The sequence below is a fragment of the Brevundimonas sp. UBA7506 genome (assembly GCF_002479495.1).
Lineage (GTDB): Bacteria > Pseudomonadota > Alphaproteobacteria > Caulobacterales > Caulobacteraceae > Brevundimonas.
Map to the genome: position 1 here is coordinate 84,310 of NZ_DLNQ01000010.1, position 17,174 is coordinate 101,483.

At 66.9% G+C, this 17,174-nt stretch carries 16 protein-coding genes; 9 read left to right on the forward strand and 7 right to left on the reverse strand.

The window, feature by feature from the left end; translation table 11 throughout:
* Nucleotides 1-45: 45 nt before the first annotated feature.
* The gene (locus B3K53_RS09340; protein WP_292083955.1) at nucleotides 46-483 is read right to left on the reverse strand and encodes a PRC-barrel domain-containing protein; all 438 of its coding nucleotides are present in this window, start codon (nucleotides 481-483) and stop codon (nucleotides 46-48) included.
* Between the two features lie 243 nt (nucleotides 484-726).
* Between B3K53_RS09340 and xseA the strand changes: the two genes are divergently transcribed.
* On the forward strand, nucleotides 727-2,214 hold the full coding sequence (xseA, locus tag B3K53_RS09345; protein ID WP_292083956.1) for an exodeoxyribonuclease VII large subunit: 1,488 nt from the start codon (nucleotides 727-729) through the stop codon (nucleotides 2,212-2,214).
* 146 nt (nucleotides 2,215-2,360) lie between these two features.
* Here xseA and B3K53_RS09350 read toward each other — a convergent pair whose 3' ends face one another.
* On the reverse strand, nucleotides 2,361-3,515 hold the full coding sequence (locus B3K53_RS09350; protein WP_292083957.1) for a P1 family peptidase: 1,155 nt from the start codon (nucleotides 3,513-3,515) through the stop codon (nucleotides 2,361-2,363).
* Nucleotides 3,516-3,599: 84 nt separating this feature from the next.
* Between B3K53_RS09350 and B3K53_RS09355 the strand changes: the two genes are divergently transcribed.
* Both B3K53_RS09355 and B3K53_RS09360 read left to right on the forward strand, forming a co-directional pair.
* Nucleotides 3,600-3,812 (forward strand): DUF2093 domain-containing protein, encoded by a 213-nt coding sequence (locus B3K53_RS09355; protein WP_292083958.1) that lies wholly within the window; start codon nucleotides 3,600-3,602, stop codon nucleotides 3,810-3,812.
* A 63-nt stretch (nucleotides 3,813-3,875) separates the two neighbouring features.
* Nucleotides 3,876-4,373: a response regulator gene (locus B3K53_RS09360; protein WP_292083959.1), complete on the forward strand. Its 498-nt coding sequence runs from the start codon at nucleotides 3,876-3,878 to the stop codon at nucleotides 4,371-4,373.
* On the opposite strand, the gene B3K53_RS09365 is transcribed toward B3K53_RS09360, so the two are convergent.
* Nucleotides 4,370-5,302: a lysophospholipid acyltransferase family protein gene (locus B3K53_RS09365; RefSeq protein ID WP_292083960.1), complete on the reverse strand. Its 933-nt coding sequence runs from the start codon at nucleotides 5,300-5,302 to the stop codon at nucleotides 4,370-4,372. The two genes, B3K53_RS09360 and B3K53_RS09365, sit on opposite strands and share 4 nt — an antisense overlap.
* Nucleotides 5,292-6,062, reverse strand: coding sequence for an SDR family NAD(P)-dependent oxidoreductase (locus B3K53_RS09370; RefSeq protein ID WP_292083961.1), 771 nt, complete (start codon nucleotides 6,060-6,062; stop codon nucleotides 5,292-5,294). Before B3K53_RS09370 ends, B3K53_RS09365 begins: the two co-directional genes overlap by 11 nt.
* A 111-nt stretch (nucleotides 6,063-6,173) precedes the next feature.
* Here B3K53_RS09370 and B3K53_RS09375 point away from each other — a divergent pair, with 111 nt between their 5' ends.
* Nucleotides 6,174-7,442: an EAL domain-containing protein gene (locus B3K53_RS09375; RefSeq protein ID WP_292083962.1), complete on the forward strand. Its 1,269-nt coding sequence runs from the start codon at nucleotides 6,174-6,176 to the stop codon at nucleotides 7,440-7,442.
* A 45-nt stretch (nucleotides 7,443-7,487) separates the two neighbouring features.
* Nucleotides 7,488-8,183, forward strand: coding sequence for a 2OG-Fe(II) oxygenase (locus B3K53_RS09380; RefSeq protein WP_292083963.1), 696 nt, complete (start codon nucleotides 7,488-7,490; stop codon nucleotides 8,181-8,183).
* A gap of 215 nt (nucleotides 8,184-8,398) precedes the next feature.
* On the opposite strand, the gene ileS is transcribed toward B3K53_RS09380, so the two are convergent.
* Nucleotides 8,399-11,326 carry an isoleucine--tRNA ligase gene (gene ileS, locus B3K53_RS09385; RefSeq protein ID WP_292083964.1) on the reverse strand — a complete coding sequence of 976 codons (2,928 nt, stop codon included), beginning with the start codon at nucleotides 11,324-11,326 and terminating at the stop codon, nucleotides 8,399-8,401.
* A gap of 242 nt (nucleotides 11,327-11,568) precedes the next feature.
* On the opposite strand from ileS, the gene B3K53_RS09390 reads away from it, so the two are divergent.
* The 4 genes from B3K53_RS09390 to B3K53_RS09405 all read left to right on the forward strand — a co-directional run bounded on the left by B3K53_RS09390 (nucleotide 11,569) and on the right by B3K53_RS09405 (nucleotide 15,764).
* Nucleotides 11,569-12,123, forward strand: a complete 555-nt coding sequence (locus B3K53_RS09390; RefSeq protein WP_292083965.1) for a DUF3828 domain-containing protein — start codon at nucleotides 11,569-11,571, stop codon at nucleotides 12,121-12,123.
* Between the two features lie 122 nt (nucleotides 12,124-12,245).
* A complete protein-coding gene (locus B3K53_RS09395; RefSeq protein ID WP_292083966.1) occupies nucleotides 12,246-13,451 on the forward strand; it encodes a saccharopine dehydrogenase family protein in 1,206 nt (401 codons plus the stop codon).
* 18 nt (nucleotides 13,452-13,469) lie between these two features.
* Complete coding sequence (locus tag B3K53_RS09400; RefSeq protein ID WP_292083967.1) at nucleotides 13,470-14,642, forward strand: carboxynorspermidine decarboxylase; 1,173 nt, start codon at nucleotides 13,470-13,472, stop codon at nucleotides 14,640-14,642.
* 168 nt (nucleotides 14,643-14,810) lie between these two features.
* Complete coding sequence (locus tag B3K53_RS09405; protein ID WP_292083968.1) at nucleotides 14,811-15,764, forward strand: hypothetical protein; 954 nt, start codon at nucleotides 14,811-14,813, stop codon at nucleotides 15,762-15,764.
* On the opposite strand, the gene B3K53_RS09410 is transcribed toward B3K53_RS09405, so the two are convergent.
* The gene (locus tag B3K53_RS09410) at nucleotides 15,761-16,696 is read right to left on the reverse strand and encodes a bifunctional riboflavin kinase/FAD synthetase (RefSeq protein WP_292083969.1); all 936 of its coding nucleotides are present in this window, start codon (nucleotides 16,694-16,696) and stop codon (nucleotides 15,761-15,763) included. The genes B3K53_RS09405 and B3K53_RS09410 overlap by 4 nt on opposite strands.
* Before the next feature lie 9 nt (nucleotides 16,697-16,705).
* Nucleotides 16,706-17,167, reverse strand: a complete 462-nt coding sequence (locus B3K53_RS09415; RefSeq protein WP_292083970.1) for a MaoC family dehydratase — start codon at nucleotides 17,165-17,167, stop codon at nucleotides 16,706-16,708.
* Between the last annotated feature and the right edge of the window lie 7 nt (nucleotides 17,168-17,174).

The following is a 17,174-nucleotide window of genomic DNA, read 5'->3' on the forward strand; positions in this document are numbered from 1 at the left end:
CGCGCAATGACCGCCCCCGCCGTCCGGGTCAAGCGGGAGAAAGGGTTACTGCGCCGGCGGCGTCCAGCGCGGCAGGGCCGCCAACTGCTGCGCCGTCAGGTCAGTGGTCAGATCCTTGTCGGCGGCGTTGTTGCGCGCAAGACCGCGAATCTGATCGACGGGAACCTGCACCTTCACGTCGTCCGGCCCTTCAAGTTCGACCACCACGTGGGTCAACTTGCCGGACGCATCCAGGACAAGGGTTTCGACATCGCCGAGGTCGGTGTTGTCGGCGGACAGAAGATCTGCGTCTTCCAACTGAGAGCGCGACATGCCGAAGGCCAGGGCTGCGTCAGCCGTCGCCGCGTCGGCGCGCGTCTCGGTCACCGGGGCGGGTTGCGCGCCGGGTGCGGGCGACTGAACGACATCGTCGGTACGATTGTCGCCACAGGCGGCCAGCATGAGAACAGCGAAGGAGGCGGCACTCAGGGCATGGATATTCATCAGGCTTCCTTGGTTTCAAAACAGGGCGGAGGCGACATAGATCACCGCCCCCAGCAACAGGATGGCGCCGATCACTAGCCACGGGCTGACCGAGGGCGCATGACTACGGCGCGACATCTGCCGTTCACGCGGGGCGCGTTCGGCGGGATCGGTTCCGGGCGGATCGGCGGGCTCCATGGTCAAGCTAACGGACGCGGCCCCCGCCCCGTTCCCGCCTGCGACAAGACGGGCTAAGGTCGGGCCATGATCTCCGACGACGACTATGCTTTCGAAGGCCCCGCCGAGGCGCCCGCCGCCGCGCGCGACAACAATCCGCCCCTGTCGATCTCGGAGCTCAGCTTCGCGCTGAAGCGCACGCTGGAGGACCGCTTCGGCCACGTTCGCCTGCGCGGCGAGATCTCCAAGGTCAACCGCCACGCCTCGGGCCACGTCTATCTGACGCTGAAGGACGACAAGGCCGCCATCGACGGGGTGATCTGGAAGGGCGTGGTCAAGGGTCTGGGCGCCCAGCCGGAAAGCGGGCTGGAAGTCATCGTCACCGGCAAGATCACCTCCTACCCTGCGCGCTCCTCCTATCAGATCGTCATCGAGAGCATGGAGCCGGCAGGCGCGGGCGCCCTGCTGGCCCAGCTGGAACGGCTGAAGGCGCGGCTGCGCGACGAGGGCCTGTTCGAGCCGAACCGCAAGAAGCCCCTGCCGACCTTCCCGGCGACCATCGGCGTCATCACCAGCCCGACCGGGGCCGTGATCCGCGACATCCTGCACCGCATCGCCGAGCGCTGGCCCTGCCGCGTCATCGTCTGGCCGGTGGTGGTTCAGGGTGACGCCGCCAGCGGTCAGGTGGCCAACGCCATTCGCGGCTTTGACGCCATGCGCACGGATGGCCCGATCCCCCGCCCCGACCTTCTGATCGTCGCGCGCGGCGGCGGCTCGGTCGAGGACCTGTGGTGCTTCAACGACGAGGCCCTGGCCCGCACCGTGGCCGAGGCCCGCATCCCCATCATCTCGGCCGTGGGGCACGAGACCGACACCACCCTGATCGACTTCGTCTCCGACCGCCGCGCGCCCACGCCGACCGGGGCCGCCGAAATCGCCACCCCGGTCCTGGCCGACCTGCGCTGGGCGCTGAGCGATCTGGAGGCGCGTCTGGCGCGGGCCGGGTCGCGCCTGCTGGAAGACCGCCGCACCCGTCTGCGCGCTGCTGCGCGCGGCCTGCCCGCCCGGCCTGAAGATCTGCTGGCCCTGCCGCAGCAAAGGCTCGACCACGCCGCCAGCCGTCTGGGTTCGGGTCTGCACCGCAACGTCGCCGTGCACGAGCGTCAGCTGGCGGTGATCGGCGGGCGCCTGTCGAAAGGGCTGCTGGACCGCGCCATCGAGCGGCGCGGCGACCGTCTGGCCGCCTATGCCGACCGTTTCGGCCCGGCCATGAAGCGGCGGCTGGACCGCGACGAGACGCGGCTGGCCGCCCTGTCGCGGGCGCTGGCGACCCTCGATCCCAGACGGCCCAAGCCCGGCTTCGCTCGCATCGAGGACGAAGCCGGCGCCATGATCGCCTCCGCCGCCGGCCTGTCGCCGGGTCAGGCCGTGCGCATCGTCTTTGGCGACGGCGTCAAGGGCGCGACAATCGACGTCGAGGGCGCTACGCCGCGTCCGTCCCCAGTCACGCCGCTCGCGCCCAAACCGGTGCCGCGCCCGAAGGCGCCGGCGGTGGACCAGGGCGATCTATTCTAGCCCAAATCCACTCATCCCCGCGGAGGCGGGGACCCAGTGCTTTGGCTAGAACCGCTACGCTTTGGATCTTCAGAAAAATTTCCGATGGCAGAGCGCGAGGTTCTTACTGGGTCCCCGCCTCCGCGGGGATGAGCGGATGGAGAAATCTAGCGGCTCAGCAGGCCCCTCACCGTCTCGACATCCAACGCCTCGACCGTCACCGGCTTGCCGTCGATGATCGAGGTGGTGGTCTCGGCCTTAAGCAGGGAGTTGAGGATGGCCTCCTCGGTCGCCTCGGCCACGGCGACGAACAGGGGCGACATGCGGTCGTTGGGCCAGTCGACGACCGTCGCCTGCCCGCCACGCCGCTCGGGCGTCCGCCGCACGCCCTCGTGGGTAGAGAAGGCGATGGCGTAGTCGCCCGATCCGTTCGAGAAGGCCGCCCCCGTCCGCGACAGACCGGCGAAGGCGCGGTCCGCCAGCCGCTCCAGATTGCGGTCCGACAGGGGGGCGTCGGTCGCCACCACGATCATGATCGAGCCGTCCGCACGCTCGGCCTCGACCTCCTGACGCAGGAAGTAACGGCCCAGCGGCTCGCCGACGGGCGTGCCGTCCATGCTCAGCACCCCGCCGAAGTTCGACTGGACCAGCACCCCCACGGTGAAACCGCCCAGACTGATCGGCAGCTTGCGCGAGCTGGTCCCGATGCCGCCCTTGAAACCGAAGGCGATGGTGCCCGTCCCGGCCCCGACCGCGCCCTGATCCACCGGGCCGCCCGTCGCCGTCTCGATCGCCCGCACCACGTCGGCGGCGGTCACCACACGCGCGCGGATGTCGTTCAGGCCGCCGTCGTTCGTCTCGCCCACCACGGCGTTGACCGAGCGGATGTCCTCGTGCCCCGGCTGTTTCAACGTCCAGTCCAGGATTCCGTCAATTCCGCGCGCCACCGACAGGGTGTTGGTCAGGACGATAGGCGTCTCGATCTCGCCCAGCTCACGAATCTGGGTGGCGCCCGCCAGCTTGCCAAAGCCGTTGGCCACCGACAGCCCCGCCGGAACCTTGTCACGGAACAGGTCGCCGCCATGCGGCAGGATGGCCGTCACCCCGGTGCGGATACTGTCGCCGCGCCGCAGCGTCACCTGGCCCACGCGCACGCCCGCCACGTCGGTGATGGCGTTCAGCGGTCCGGGCGACAGGACGCCCGGCGTCCGGCCCAGATCACGAATCGTCGGTCGCGCCCCGCCCGTTTGCACGACGACCGGCGACGTCGCCAGCACCGTCACCAGGGCGAAAGCGGACCACATAAGAGGCGAACGGATCATCGGCGGTTCCTGTCACTGACCAGTTTTCAAATGACATCGATTCGCCTCTCGTCTCTTGCGACAAGCCATGCCAATCATCGCTACATGACGACGCCTGCTTCTCCTCCTGTTTCGCCCTCGCCCGCCACGCTCCACTACGGCGACGGCGAGTTCGCCGTGCTGCGCCCCGGCGCCTATGTGACCTGCGCCGTCAGCGGCGTGCCTATTCCATTGCCCGCCCTGCGCTACTGGTCGGCCGAGCGGCAGGAAGCCTACGCCAGTCCGCTGGAATTCATGGCCGCCGCGCGCGACGCCTGACCCTCGCCATCCGCTTTTCCTTCGCGGCGCGCTCCCGGCGGCCGTCAGATCGTGTCGTGTCCCATGTCCGCCCTGCAGTCGCTCGACATCCTGCTCGCCGACGACAATCCCAACATGCGGGCCATCGTCTCGGCTATGTTGAAGTCAGTCGGCGTGGGCCGGGTGCGCGAAGTCGAGGACGGGGCCGCCGCCCTGGAAGCCCTGAAAAAGCGACCGGCCGACATGGCCATCGTCGACTTCCGAATGCTGCCGGTGGACGGCGTGACTTTCACCCAGCTGATCCGCACGGCTGAGGACAGCCCCAATCCCTATCTGCCGATCATCATGATGACGGGTCATTCGGAGAAGCGCCGCGTCACAGAGGCGCGTGATGCGGGCGTGACGGAGTTCGTGGCCAAGCCGGTCAACGCCCCCGCGCTTCTGGCGCGGATCGAGGCGGTGATCATGCGCCCGCGTCCCTTCATCCGGGGCGGCGACTATTTCGGCCCCGACCGGCGCCGGACCCAGCCGGACAACTATGACGGCCCGTTCCGCCGCGCCGGCGACGCCGTGATCGACTAGGCGTCCGAAGCCCTCAGCGCGGCATAGACAGCGGCCGGCCAGCGCTTGTGGACCCAGAACCAGTCCACGGGATGCTCGCGCACCCGATCCTCGACGAAGCGGTTGACCGCCTGAATGCCCGCCAGGACGTCGGCGGCCTTGTCTCCGGTGTCGGGCACGGCGATCGGCTCGTGCGCCGTGACGCGGAAGCGCACGCCGGGCAGGCGGGTCACCGACAGAGGCTGCATCACCGTGCCGAACTTCAGCGCCAGACGGGCCGCGCCGGGCGAGGCGTTGACCGGCTGGCCGAAGAACTCGACCTCCGGACCCTGGTTGTATTTCTGATCGACCAGCAGGGCGATGGACTCGCCGCGCTTCATCCCCGCCATCAGCTCGCGCGTGCCGTCGCCCTTGGGCGCGAACAACTTGATGCCATAGCGTTCGCGGCTCTGGCGGATCAGGGCGTCGACATAGGGGTTGTTGGCGGCGCGATAGGTCACCTGGCAGGGCACGCCCGCCGCCATGATGACCGCCGCCATGACCTCGAAATTGGCCAGGTGACCTGAGATCAGGACCACCGGTTTGCCGCTGTCGCGCACGGCGTGCAGCCGCTCCAGTCCGACGATGTCGATTCGGCCGCTTTCGGGCGTCAGGCGGTCCATGACGGCCAACTCGGCGAAGGTCCGTCCCGTCTGTTCCCACTGATCCACGGCCAAACGGTCGCGCTCGGCGGGGTCCATGTCCGGGAAGGCGATGCGCAGGTTGCGCGTCACCGTCTTGTGCGTCCCTGTCAGCGGCCCCAGTCCGCGCAACAGCTTGCCGCCGAAACCTGAAGCCCCTTCGACGCCCAGCGCCCGCAGGAAGGCGAACAGCGCCTTGAACGCCACCGCCTCCAACCGCCAGTTCAGGTCCTGGAAAAAGCCGACCTTGTTGTCTTTATCACCAGGCAATCGTCAGTCCGCCGTCCACCACAAGGGTCTGCCCGGTCACATAGGCCGAGGCAGGGCTGCACAGATAGACCGCCGTGCCCGCGATTTCATCAGGCTGGCCGATCCTTTTCAGCGGGGCGGGTTCGGTCACCGTCTTCAGCAGTTCGGGGTTCTCCCACAGGTATTTGGCGAAGTCAGTCTGGACCAGACCCGGCGCGATGCAGTTCACGCGCACGTTGGACGGGCCGTATTCCACCGCCAGATTGCGCGCCAGCTGCATGTCGGCGGCCTTGGAGATGTTGTAGGCGCCGATCAGAGCATTCCCGCGAAGCCCGCCGATGGACGAGATGATCAGGATGGCCCCGTCTTTCCGCTCCAGCATCTGCGGCGCGACCATCTGGATCAGCCAGTGGTTGGAGATGACGTTGTTCTGAAGGATCTTCTCGAACAGGTCGTCGGCGATGCCCGCCATCGGCCCGGCGTAGGGGTTGGTCGCGGCGTTGCACACCAGGATGTCGATCTGGCCGAAAGCGCTGTTGGTCTCGTCCACCAGCCGCTGCAGATCTTCCTTGGAGGCGATGTTCGCGGGGATGGCGATGGCGCGGCCGACGCCGTGCCTGTCGTTGATGGCGGCGGCGACCTCTTCGCACGGCCCGGCCTTGCGCGAAGAGATCACGACGCGGGCGCCGTGCTCGGCCAGACGCTCGGCGATCGCCTTGCCTATGCCCTTGGAGGAGCCGGTGATGACCGCGACCTTGCCGCTCAGATCGAACAATTCCATGCGTTAACCTCCCTTTGGGCGGGTTTTCTGCGCCCCAACCCTAGCCGTTATCTCTAGTTAGACCGATACTCGGCCGATTCCATAAGGGAAAGGCGGCTCAACACCGGCCCCATGCGCAAGATCACCGGCGGTTTTCTGTTCTTCGGCTACCTCTTCCTGTCCCTGACCATCGGGGCGGCGATCTGGCGCGCCGGTATGGGCGCCGGCGCGGGCGCGGCGGGTGTGCTGGGCGCGCTTGGGGTCCTGATCGGGCTGCACGCCGTGATCGCCGGCATCCTGGACCGTCGCGCCCTGCGCAAGGAGGTCGCCAAGGTCCGCGAGGCGCACCGTCTGCTGGCCGACGCGATGGAGTCGACGCAAGGCGCCCTGACCGAGCTGGCCGAGGCTATCGAGAGCGGCGCCCTGTCCAGGACGGAGGCCCTGACCGGCGAGGTGCGGATGCTGGAGGGCCTGGTCCAGCAGATGAGCGAATCGATCGACGAGCGTCTGGCCTCGTCGCCGATCACCGCCGACACCTATGAGGGTCGTCGTCAGGTCCAGTCGAACACCCTGCTCAAGACCGTCCACGACGCCCTGACGGAAAACCGCATCGACCTCTATCTGCAGCCGGTCGTCACCCTGCCGCAGCGCCGGACCGTCTTCTACGAGAGCTTCACCCGTCTGCGCGATCCGTCCAACCGGGTCATGATGCCGGCCGAATACCTGTCGGTGGCCGAGGGCGAGGGCCTGCTGCCCGCCATCGACAACCTGCTGCTGTTCCGCTGCGCCCAGATCGTGCGTCGTCTGGCGCGTCAGGACCGCAAGGTCGGCGTCTTCTGCAACATCTCCCTGGCCTCGCTGGGCGACGAGACCTTCTTCCCGCAGTTCCTCGACTTCCTCAGCCAGAACCGCGACCTGAAGGACGCCCTGATCTTCGAACTGGGTCAGGCCACCTTCGACGCACGCGGCGCGTCCGAGGCCCGCAACATGGCCAAGCTGGCCGACCTGGGCTTCCGCTTCTCCATCGACAAGGTGCAGACCCTGGATCTGGACTTCGCCGACCTGCAACGCTCGGACGTGCGCTTCATCAAGATCGCCGCCGACCTGCTGATCGAGCAACTGCTGGATCTGGACGGCGCCACGCCCCTGCCGACCCAGCCCGACATCCAGGCCGCCGACTTCGCCCCGCTGACGCGCCGCTACGGCCTGGAACTGATCGCCGAGAAGGTCGAGAGCGAGAAACAGGTCGTCGACATCCTCGAACTGGACGTCGGCATGGGCCAGGGCCACCTGTTCGGCGAACCGCGCGCCATCAAGGAAGCCGTCCTGGCCGAAACCGACCCCCCGGTCGAGTTCGTTCGCTCGACGCTGAAATCGGCCGAGCAACGCCGCCGGTTCTGATCCCGCAGCCGAAAGCCGCCAGACAGGTCGTCTCAACCAGCGTCTATGACGCCGATGACCGACACCTTCGACTGGCCCCGCATCGCCGATGATCTGAACGCCCAGGGATGGGCGACTATCGGCCCGCTGTTGACGCCCGCCACCTGCGAGACCCTGAAAGCCCTCTACGACCAGCGCGAACGGTTCCGCAGCCGCATCGTCATGCAGCGCCACGGCTTTGGTCAGGGCGAGTATCAGTATTTCGCCAATCCCCTGCCCGATCCCCTGCCCCGACTGCGGGCGCGGCTCTATGAAGGCTTGGCGCCCATCGCTGACGGCTGGGCGGCGCGGCTGGATCGGCCGGGCTTTCCCGACAGCCTCGACGACCTGACCGCCCAATGCCGGGCGGCGGGCCAGACACGGCCGACCTCGCTGATGCTGCGTTACGGCCCCGGCGACTACAACCGGCTGCATCAGGACCTCTACGGCGATCTGGTCTTCCCGCTGCAGGCCGCCATCCTGCTGAGCGATCCTGCCGAGTTCGAAGGCGGCGAGTTCGTGCTGGTCGAGCAGAAGCCCCGCTCGCAGTCACAGGTCCATGTCGTGCCGCTGAAACAGGGGGAGGCCGTGATCTTCGCCGTGCGCGAACGGCCCGTCGCCGGGATGCGCGGCGACTATCGCGTGCAGATGCGACACGGGGTCAGCGTGGTGCGGGCGGGCCAGCGCATGACGCTGGGGCTGATCTTTCATGATGCGCCATAGTCCCTTCTCCCCTTGCGGGAGAAGGTGGGCGCCGGAGGCGCTCGGATGAGGGGTGTCGGCGCGACGTTGAACGTTCTGGCGGTTCGGGCGCCGCGACGGTCGTTTAGGCCGCTGCGCTCACACCCCTCATCCGTCAGGCTTCGCCTGCCACCTTCTCCCTCAAGGGGAGAAGGAAGAAAAAAGGCCCCTCCGTCGAAACGAAGGGGCCTGAGCCTTTAAGCTTTCTGAGCGTCCAGCCAGCGGACGGCGTCGGCGTCGCGGGCCGACAGGTCGGGGAAGTCGGCGTCGGAGCCGACGTCCGGCACCCGACGCCACGAGCGGGCGCACTTGGGATGGTCGGCCAGCTTGACCTCGACGGCGACGGCGTCGCCGCCGACCGTCAGTTCAGCGCCCGAGGTGCGGAAGACCTCGGCGGCGTCCAGACCCTCGAACGGGGCCAGCAGCTCAGCCGGGGCCGTGACCACCGGCCAGGCGTCCAGGGCGCCGCCGATCAGCTTGTCGCGACGCGCCGCTTCCAGCGCCTCGTTGACCACTTCCAGCACCGTGTTGACCCCGGCCCAGCGCTCGGCCTCAACCGGGTTGCGCCACTGATCGGGCGTTTCCGGGATGATACGAGCGCAGTTGGTGCCGGCTTCCGGGAAGCGGGTGGTCCAGGCCTCATCCATGGTGAAGGGCGTCAGCGGCGCCAGCCAGGCGGTCAGGCGGCTGAAGACCTCGTCCATCACCGTGCGCACGGCGCGGCGGCGGACGCTGTCGGGACGGTCGCAATAGAGGCTGTCCTTGCGCACGTCGAAATAGAGGGCCGACAGGTCGCCCGAGCAGAACTCCAGCACCGGACGGATCACGTCCTGGAAGCGGTATTCTTCATAGGCCTGACGCACCTGACCATCCAGTTCGTGCAGGCGGTGCAGGATGAACTGCTCAAGCGGCGGCATCTGATCGTAGGGCAGGCGTTCGGCCTCGTCGAAGCCGTTCAGCGCGCCCAGCAGATAGCGGACCGTGTTGCGCAGCTTGCGATAGGCATCGACCGTGGTCTGCAGGATCTGCTTGCCGATGCGCTGATCGTCCGAATAGTCGACCAGGGCCACCCACAGACGCAGGATGTCGGCGCCCGACTCCTTGATGATGGTCAGGGGGTCGGTCGTGTTGCCCCGCGACTTCGACATCTTCTCCCCGTTTTCGTCCAGGGTGAAGCCGTGGGTCAGGACGGCCTTGAAGGGCGCGCGGCCGCGCGTGCCGCAGCCTTCCAGCAGGGACGACTGGAACCAGCCGCGGTGCTGGTCCGAGCCTTCCAGATAGAGGTCGGCGGGCCAGTGCGAGGGGCGGTCGCCGGCATAGCCGTGCGCGGCCGTGCGCGGGTCCAGGGTGAAGGCGTGGGTCGAGCCGCTGTCGAACCAGACGTCGAGGATGTCGGTGACCTTCTCGAAGCGCTCGGGATCGTGCGCGCCCAGGAAGTCGGCGTCGGGGGCCGAGAACCAGACGTCGGCGCCGCCCTCGGCCACGGCCTTGACGATGCGGGCGTCGACCTCGGGGTCGTGCAGGGGCTGGCCCGTCTGCTTGTCCACGAACATGGCGAGCGGCGTGCCCCAGGCGCGCTGACGGCTGATCAGCCAGTCGGGGCGACCCTCGACCATCGAGCGGATGCGGTTCTTGCCCGCCGCGGGGTGGAAGGCGGTGGCGTCGATGGCGTTCAGGGCGCGGTCGCGCAGGGTGTTGTCGTCCTCCAGGGTCTCATCCATGCGAATGAACCACTGGGGGGTGTTGCGGAAGATGATGGGGGCCTTGGAGCGCCACGAGTGCGGATAGGAGTGCTCCATCCGGCCGCGCGCCAGCAGATTGCCGGCCTCGATCAGCTTTTCCATCACCGCGCCGTTGGCGGGGCCGAACTTGCCGGTCTTCTTGCCCTCGGTCTCCAGCACCTTGAGGCCGGCGAACAGGGGCACGTGCTCATAATAGGCGCCGTCGGGATCGACCGTGTCCGGCACCTCGCGGTGGCCGTGGGCCAGCCAGACTGCGAAGTCGTCCGCGCCGTGGCCCGGCGCGGTGTGGACGAAGCCGGTGCCGGCGTCGTCGGTGACATGATCGCCGGCCAGCAGGGGCACGGAGAAGCCATAGCCGCTGTCCAGCGCCGCCAGCGGGTGGGCGCATTCCAGACCCGACGGATTGATGGCGTCGACGCGGGTGAAGCCGCTGATCTTGGCCGCCTTGAACACGTCCTCGGCCAGCTTGTCGGCGATGATGAAGCGGTCGCCCGGCTTGGCCCAGGGCTCGTAGTCCAAGCCCTCTTCCAGCGCCGTGACCTCATAGAGACCGTAGGCGATCTCTGGGCCGTAGCTGATGGCGCGGTTGGCCGGGATGGTCCAGGGCGTGGTGGTCCAGATCACCACCGAGGGCGTGGCTGCGCGGAAGGACAGCAGGTCGTCGGGGTGGCTGTCGGTCGCGCCGACCACCGGGAACTTCACCCAGATCGTGGGCGAAACGTGATCGTGATATTCGACTTCGGCGTCGGCCAGAGCAGTGCGCTCGACCGGCGACCACATCACCGGCTTGGAGCCGCGATACAGCTGGCCCGAGTTCTTGAACTTGTGGAACTCGGCGACGATGGCCGCCTCGGACGTGAAGTCCATGGTGGCGTAGCGGTTGGCGAAGTCGCCGGTGATGCCCAGGCGCAGGAACTGGTCGCGCTGCAGGTCGATGTACTTACCGGCGTATTCGCGGCAGGCGGTGCGGAACTCTTCTTTCGACACCTCGTCCTTGCGGCGGCCCTTGGCGCGGAACTGCTCCTCGATCTTCCACTCGATCGGCAGGCCGTGGCAGTCCCAGCCGGGGACGTAGTCGACGTCGTAGCCCAGCAGGAAGCGCGAGCGGACCACGAAGTCCTTCAGCGTCTTATTCAGGGCGTGGCCGATGTGGATGTCGCCGTTGGCGTAGGGCGGGCCGTCGTGCAGCACATAGAGGGGCGCCTTCTGGGCCTGACGCACAGCGCGCAGGTGACCATAGAGGTCGCCCCACTGGGCCAGGATTTCCGGCTCCTTCTTCGGCAGCCCGCCCCGCATGGGGAAGGGCGTCTCGGGCAGGAAGACGGTGTCGCGATAGTCGCGGCCCGATGCGTCGGAAGCGGTGTCGTTGGTGGCGTCGGCCATGGGGTAATCTTTGTCTTTAGCGCGGGCGCCGAGGAGGCGGCGCGGACGCAGTCTAGCGTGAAGGCCGTTGAACGGCATCGGCGATATTCGATCCCGACGTGCGCGGGGCTGACCAGCCCTGGCGCTACGCCGGGCGGCTAATCGAAATCGGACGGATCACGCGAACGGTCATGGTTGAAACCGTCTAGCAGACCGGGCGGCGCCTGCGCCATAGTCGATGCGAACAGACAGGAGGCGAGCGGATGCGCGTTCAGGCGATGATGACGGCGGCGATTCTGGCCCTGACGGCGGCCGCCTGTTCGCCCGCCGAGGAGAAGGCCCCTGCCCCCGTCGAGGCCCCGCCGACCGGGCGCGCCGCCATCTACGCCGCCGGCGAACAGAGCGCCGAGGCCTTCGCCCGCGCCCTCTACGCCGCCCCGCCCTCGGCCACGCCAGACCCGGCGGCGGCGACGGTCAAGCCCGGTCGCGACCCGCTCTATTCGCGCACCCTGAACGCCCTGATCGGCGTCGATTTCCGCGACGCCCAGTCCCGCGACGAGGTTCCCTATCTGAACTATGACCCCGTCTGCGCCTGTCAGGACGCCGACGGCTTCGCCCTGACCGCGCTGAAGATGACGCCTGACGGCGACAAGGCGGCCACGGCGGAGGTGACCTTCACCAACCACGGCCAGACGCAGCAACAGACGCTGAAGCTGGTCAGGGAAGGCCCCATGTGGCGTATCGCCGACATCATCGACGCCAAGGGCAAGTCCCTGCACGACACCCTGATGGCCATCGCCGAGAAGGCCGAGGGCTGAGCCCGGCAACTCCTGCGACACGCGACCGTTAGCGATCCTGTCATCATCGTGTTAAGAGCCCCGCCCTTTATAGCGGCGGCGGTGTCGCCAAGGCCTTTCAGACTTCTCAGGAGAAGCCACACATGAGCAAGGTGCTGGTTATCGGCGCAGGCGGCGTCAGCTCGGTCGCCGTCCACAAGATGGCGATGAACTCGGACATCTTCTCGCATATCACCCTGGCGAGCCGGACGAAGTCGAAGTGCGACGCCATCGCCGAATCGGTCAAGGCGCGCTTTGGCGTGACCATCGACACGGCGGCTATCGACGCCGACGATGTCGCCGCGACCACGGCCCTGATCCAGTCGGTCAAGCCGGCCCTGGTGGTCAACCTGGCCCTGCCCTATCAGGACCTGGCCATCATGGACGCCTGCCTGGCCGCCGGCGTCAACTACCTCGACACGGCCAACTATGAGCCGCGCGACGAAGCCAAGTTCGAATACAAGTGGCAGTGGGCCTATCAGGAGCGCTTCAAGGAAGCCGGCCTGATGGCGCTGCTCGGCTCGGGCTTCGACCCCGGCGTGACCTCGGTCTTCGCCACCTATACCAAGAAGCACCTGCTGGACCGGATCGACACGCTCGACATCCTGGACTGCAACGGCGGCGACACGGGCCTGCCCTTCGCCACCAACTTCAACCCGGAAATCAACCTGCGCGAAGTGACCGCCAACTCGCGTCACTGGGAAAACGGCCAGTGGGTCGAAGGCCCGGCCCTGAGCCACAAGCAGGCCTTCGACTTCGAGGGCGTGGGTCAGAAGAACATGTACCTCATGTACCATGAGGAACTGGAGTCGCTGGCCAAGTTCTACCCGGAAATCAAACGTATCCGCTTCTGGATGACCTTCGGCGACAGCTACCTGAAGCACCTGGAAGTGCTGGAAAACATCGGCATGACCTCGATCGAGCCGATGATGTTCCAGGGCCGCGAGATCATCCCGATCGAGTTCCTGAAGGCCCTGCTGCCGGAACCGGCCTCGCTGGGTCCGATCACCAAGGGCAAGACGAACATCGGCACCATCGCCACGGGCGAGAAGGACGGCGTTCAGAAGACCTTCTACGTCAAGAACATCTGCGACCACGAAGCCGCCTATGCCGAAACCGGCAACCAGGCCGTCAGCTACACCACGGGCGTTCCGGCCATGATCGGCGCGGCCATGATGCTGACCGGCACGTGGAAGGGCGACGGCGTCTTCAACATGGAGCAGTTGGACCCCGATCCCTTCATGGACATGCTGAACAAGCATGGCCTGCCGTGGACCGTCGAGGAGCTGGACGCTCCGCTGGCCTTCTAAGACTGGGGATCAAGACACATGGAGACCCAGGCCGGTGATCCGGGCGCCTTCACGCACTTCGACCTGAACCGTGTCGCCTCGCCCGCCTTCGTGGTGGACGAGGCGGCGGTGCGGCGCAATCTGGCCGTGCTGAAGGACGTGCGCGACCGGGGCAACGCAAGGGTCCTGCTGGCGCTCAAGGCCTTCTCCATGTGGTCATTGGCGGACGTCGTCGGGGAATACCTCGACGGCGTCTGCGCCTCCGGTCTGTGGGAGGCGCGGCTGGCGCGTGAGTTCTACAAGGGCGAACTGACCACCTATTCGCCCGCCTACAAGGCCGAGGATCTGCCCGAGATCCTGCGCCTGTCCGATCACGTCATCTTCAACTCGCCCGATCAGGTAACGCGTTTCGCCGACGTGATCGCCAAGGCGCGGGCTGAGGGTCATACGTTCGAGATCGGCCTGCGGCTGAACCCCGAACATTCCGAGGGCGAGGTCGCCAAATACGACCCGGCCCAGCCCTGCTCGCGCCTGGGCTATCCCGTGTCGCAGCTGACGCCGGAAAAGATGGTCGGCATCGACGGCATCCACATCCACGCCCTTTGCGAACAGGACTTCGCGCCCCTGTCGCGCATCTGGGCGGCGGTCGAGCCCAAGCTGGCCCCGCTGCTGGGCGACGTGAAGTGGATCAACCTGGGCGGCGGCCACCACGTCACCCGCGCCGACTATCAGATCGAAGATCTGGTCGCCTTCCTCAATGACATTCAGGCGCGCTACGGCGTCACCGCCTATCTGGAGCCGGGCGAGGCCGTGGCCCTGGACGCCGGCATCCTGATCGGCGAGATCCTCGACGTCTTCGACAACGGCATGCCCATCGCCATCACCGACCTGTCGGCCACCTGCCACATGCCGGACGTGATCGAGGCCCCCTATCGCCCCGCCATGCTGCATGAGCCCGAGGACGGCGTCACGGTGCGCCTCGGCGGCCCGTCCTGCCTGGCCGGCGACATCATCGGCGACTACGTCTTCGCCGAGCGCCCCACGCCCGGAACGCGCCTCGCCTTCCTCGATCAGGCCCACTATTCGATGGTGAAGACCAACACCTTCAACGGCGTCCCCCTGCCCGCCATCGCCCTGTGGAACAGCGCCACGGACGAGCTGAAGATGATCCGCGAGTTCGACTGGACGGAGTTCCGCGACCGGCTATCTTAGGCCTTTTACGACGTTACGTCACCAAACCTGCCTCTGCCCAGCAAGGACGGACAATACCGGCTCACCTTCCCTGCGTGATATAACAGGGTTCCCGCATGATTGACTTGAATGCGCGGTGACTTCAACTTGAGCGACATGTTCTAATTGAACCTTGCTTGAAGAGACATCATGTCCGTTGCTGCCCTTTTCGCCGCCGCGCTTATCAGCGTCGCGCCTCAGGATTCCACGCCCTCGACTTCACTGGGCGAACCGGTTGAGGTCGAGGACATCATCGTGAACGGTCGGAGATTCGAGGAAGCGGCCGCTCGGTATGTTGGGGCGGTCGCCAATCCCGCCGGTAGTCGCGGCCTGGCGCGTTGGCGGAGCGAGGTTTGCGTCAGCGTCGCCAACCTGCAGCCAGAGGCCGCGCAACACATTATCGATCGAATATCGGCAGTCGCGATTGACCTGGGCCTCACGCCTGGCGACCCAGGATGCAAACCCAATATCATTATTTCGGTTACGGATGACCCTTCTGGCCTAGCGGCTTCGCTCGTGGGTCAGTCCTTCAGGTCTTTTCACACCGGCGGCAGCGGCACGGATCAGGGACGCGCCAAGCTTAACGCCTTCATAAGGGACGAACGCCCAGTGCGCTGGTGGCATCTCAGCTACCCTGGCAATGCCGAAACAGGCGAGCTAGCCGTGCGGTTGCCAGGTTTTTATGACGCGAAGGGCATGATGGCCGATGGGAGCGATGTTCACGCCTACGCGCCAGCAGTAAGGACGACCAGCGCATCTCGTATTCGCTCAGCCATTTCCGATTTTCTGTCCCAGGTCATCATCATCGTCGATACCGACGAGGTGGGGTCCCTCTCGCTCGACCAACTGAGCGACTACTTGTCGATGGTCGCCTTCGCCCAGATCGACCCCGCAGGGCAAACTCGGGAATTCAGCACCATTCTAAATCTGTTCGATGAAACCGTAGCCACGCCCGCCGGTCTGACAAGTTGGGACAAGGCCTACCTCTCAGCGCTCTATCAATCTGACTTGACGCGTATCCAGATCGGCAACCAGCGGTCAGCCCTAGCCGCAGCAGCCTTGGCCGCCAAGGCAGAGGCTGATCAGCCTATGTCCGGGAACTAGGAAGACCCGAGCACAGCCCGCGCCGCCGCCGCATCCGCCTCGATCTGCACCTTCAGCGCATCCAGCCCGTCGAACTTCATCTCGCCGCGCAGGAAGGCGACCAGTTCGGTCTCGATGGTCTGGCCGTAGAGGCTCTCATCGAAGTCCAGCAGCCAGACTTCCAGCAAGGGTGCTTCGATCTCGAACATGGGGCGGACGCCCAGGTTGGCGACGCCCTTGATCACCCGTCCGTCCGGCAGGCGGGTGCGGGTGGCGTAGACCCCATAGGCGGGGCGCATATAGTCGCCCATGGCCACGTTGGCGGTGGGCACGCCGATGGTGCGGCCGCGCTTGTCGCCGTGGATCACCTCGCCCTGGATGGAGAAGGGACGCCCCAGGATGGCGGCGGCGCGGTCCATGTCGCCGGCCTTCAGGGCCTCGCGCACAGCCGACGACGACAGCTTCAGGCCCGAGGCGTCGTCGATGCGGTCGGTGACGGAGACGGTGAAGCCCAGGCTCTCGCCATAGGTGCGCAGCAGGGCGGGCGAACCGGAGCGGCCCTTGCCGAAGGTGAAGTCGAAGCCGACGGCGGCGTGGACGATGCCCAGACCTTCCGACAGGACGCGACGGGCGAACGCCTCGTCGCTCATCCCCGCCATCTCGGCGTCAAAGGGGATCAGGTACAGACGGTCGACGCCCAGCGGCGCAAGCGCCCGGGCCATCTGGTCCGGCGACATCAGGCGAAAGGGCGCGGCCTCGGGCTGGAAAAGGCGGCGCGGATGCGGATCGAAGCTGACGACGCCCAGCGGGACGCCCAGACGTTCAGCGGCGGCGCGGGCCGAGGCGATGACCGCCTGGTGGCCGCGATGCACCCCGTCGAAGGCGCCGACGGCCACCGCCGCCCCGCGCTGCGAGGCCGGCAGATCGCGCCAGCCGCGGATGACCTCAACCACCTCGGAGACTCAGCGGGCCGAGGGCTTGCGGCGACGCGGCACGCGCACGACGGCGACCCCGTCCATGATCAGCTTGTCGCCGACGAAGCCCTCGCACTTCAGCTGGGCGCGGGCGCCCTCCTGATCCAGTTCGATCACCGTGATGACGATGCGGACCGAATCGCCGATGCGGACCGGGAAGTGGAAGGCCAGGGTCTGGGAAATATAGATCGACCCGGCGCCCGGCAGGATGGTGCCGACCACCGCCGAGCCGAAGGCGGCGCTGAGCAGGCCATGGGCGATGCGGCCGCGATAGGCGGTCTTGGAGGCGAACTCCTCGTCCAGATGCACCGGATTGAAGTCGTCCGACGCCTCGGCGAACAGGCGAATCCGGTCCTCGGTGACGTGGACGATCTTCTCTGCGGCCATGCCGACGTGGAGTTCGTCGAGGATGTAACCGCCCGACGGATGCTGTGTGACGTATTCGACCATGTGCGGG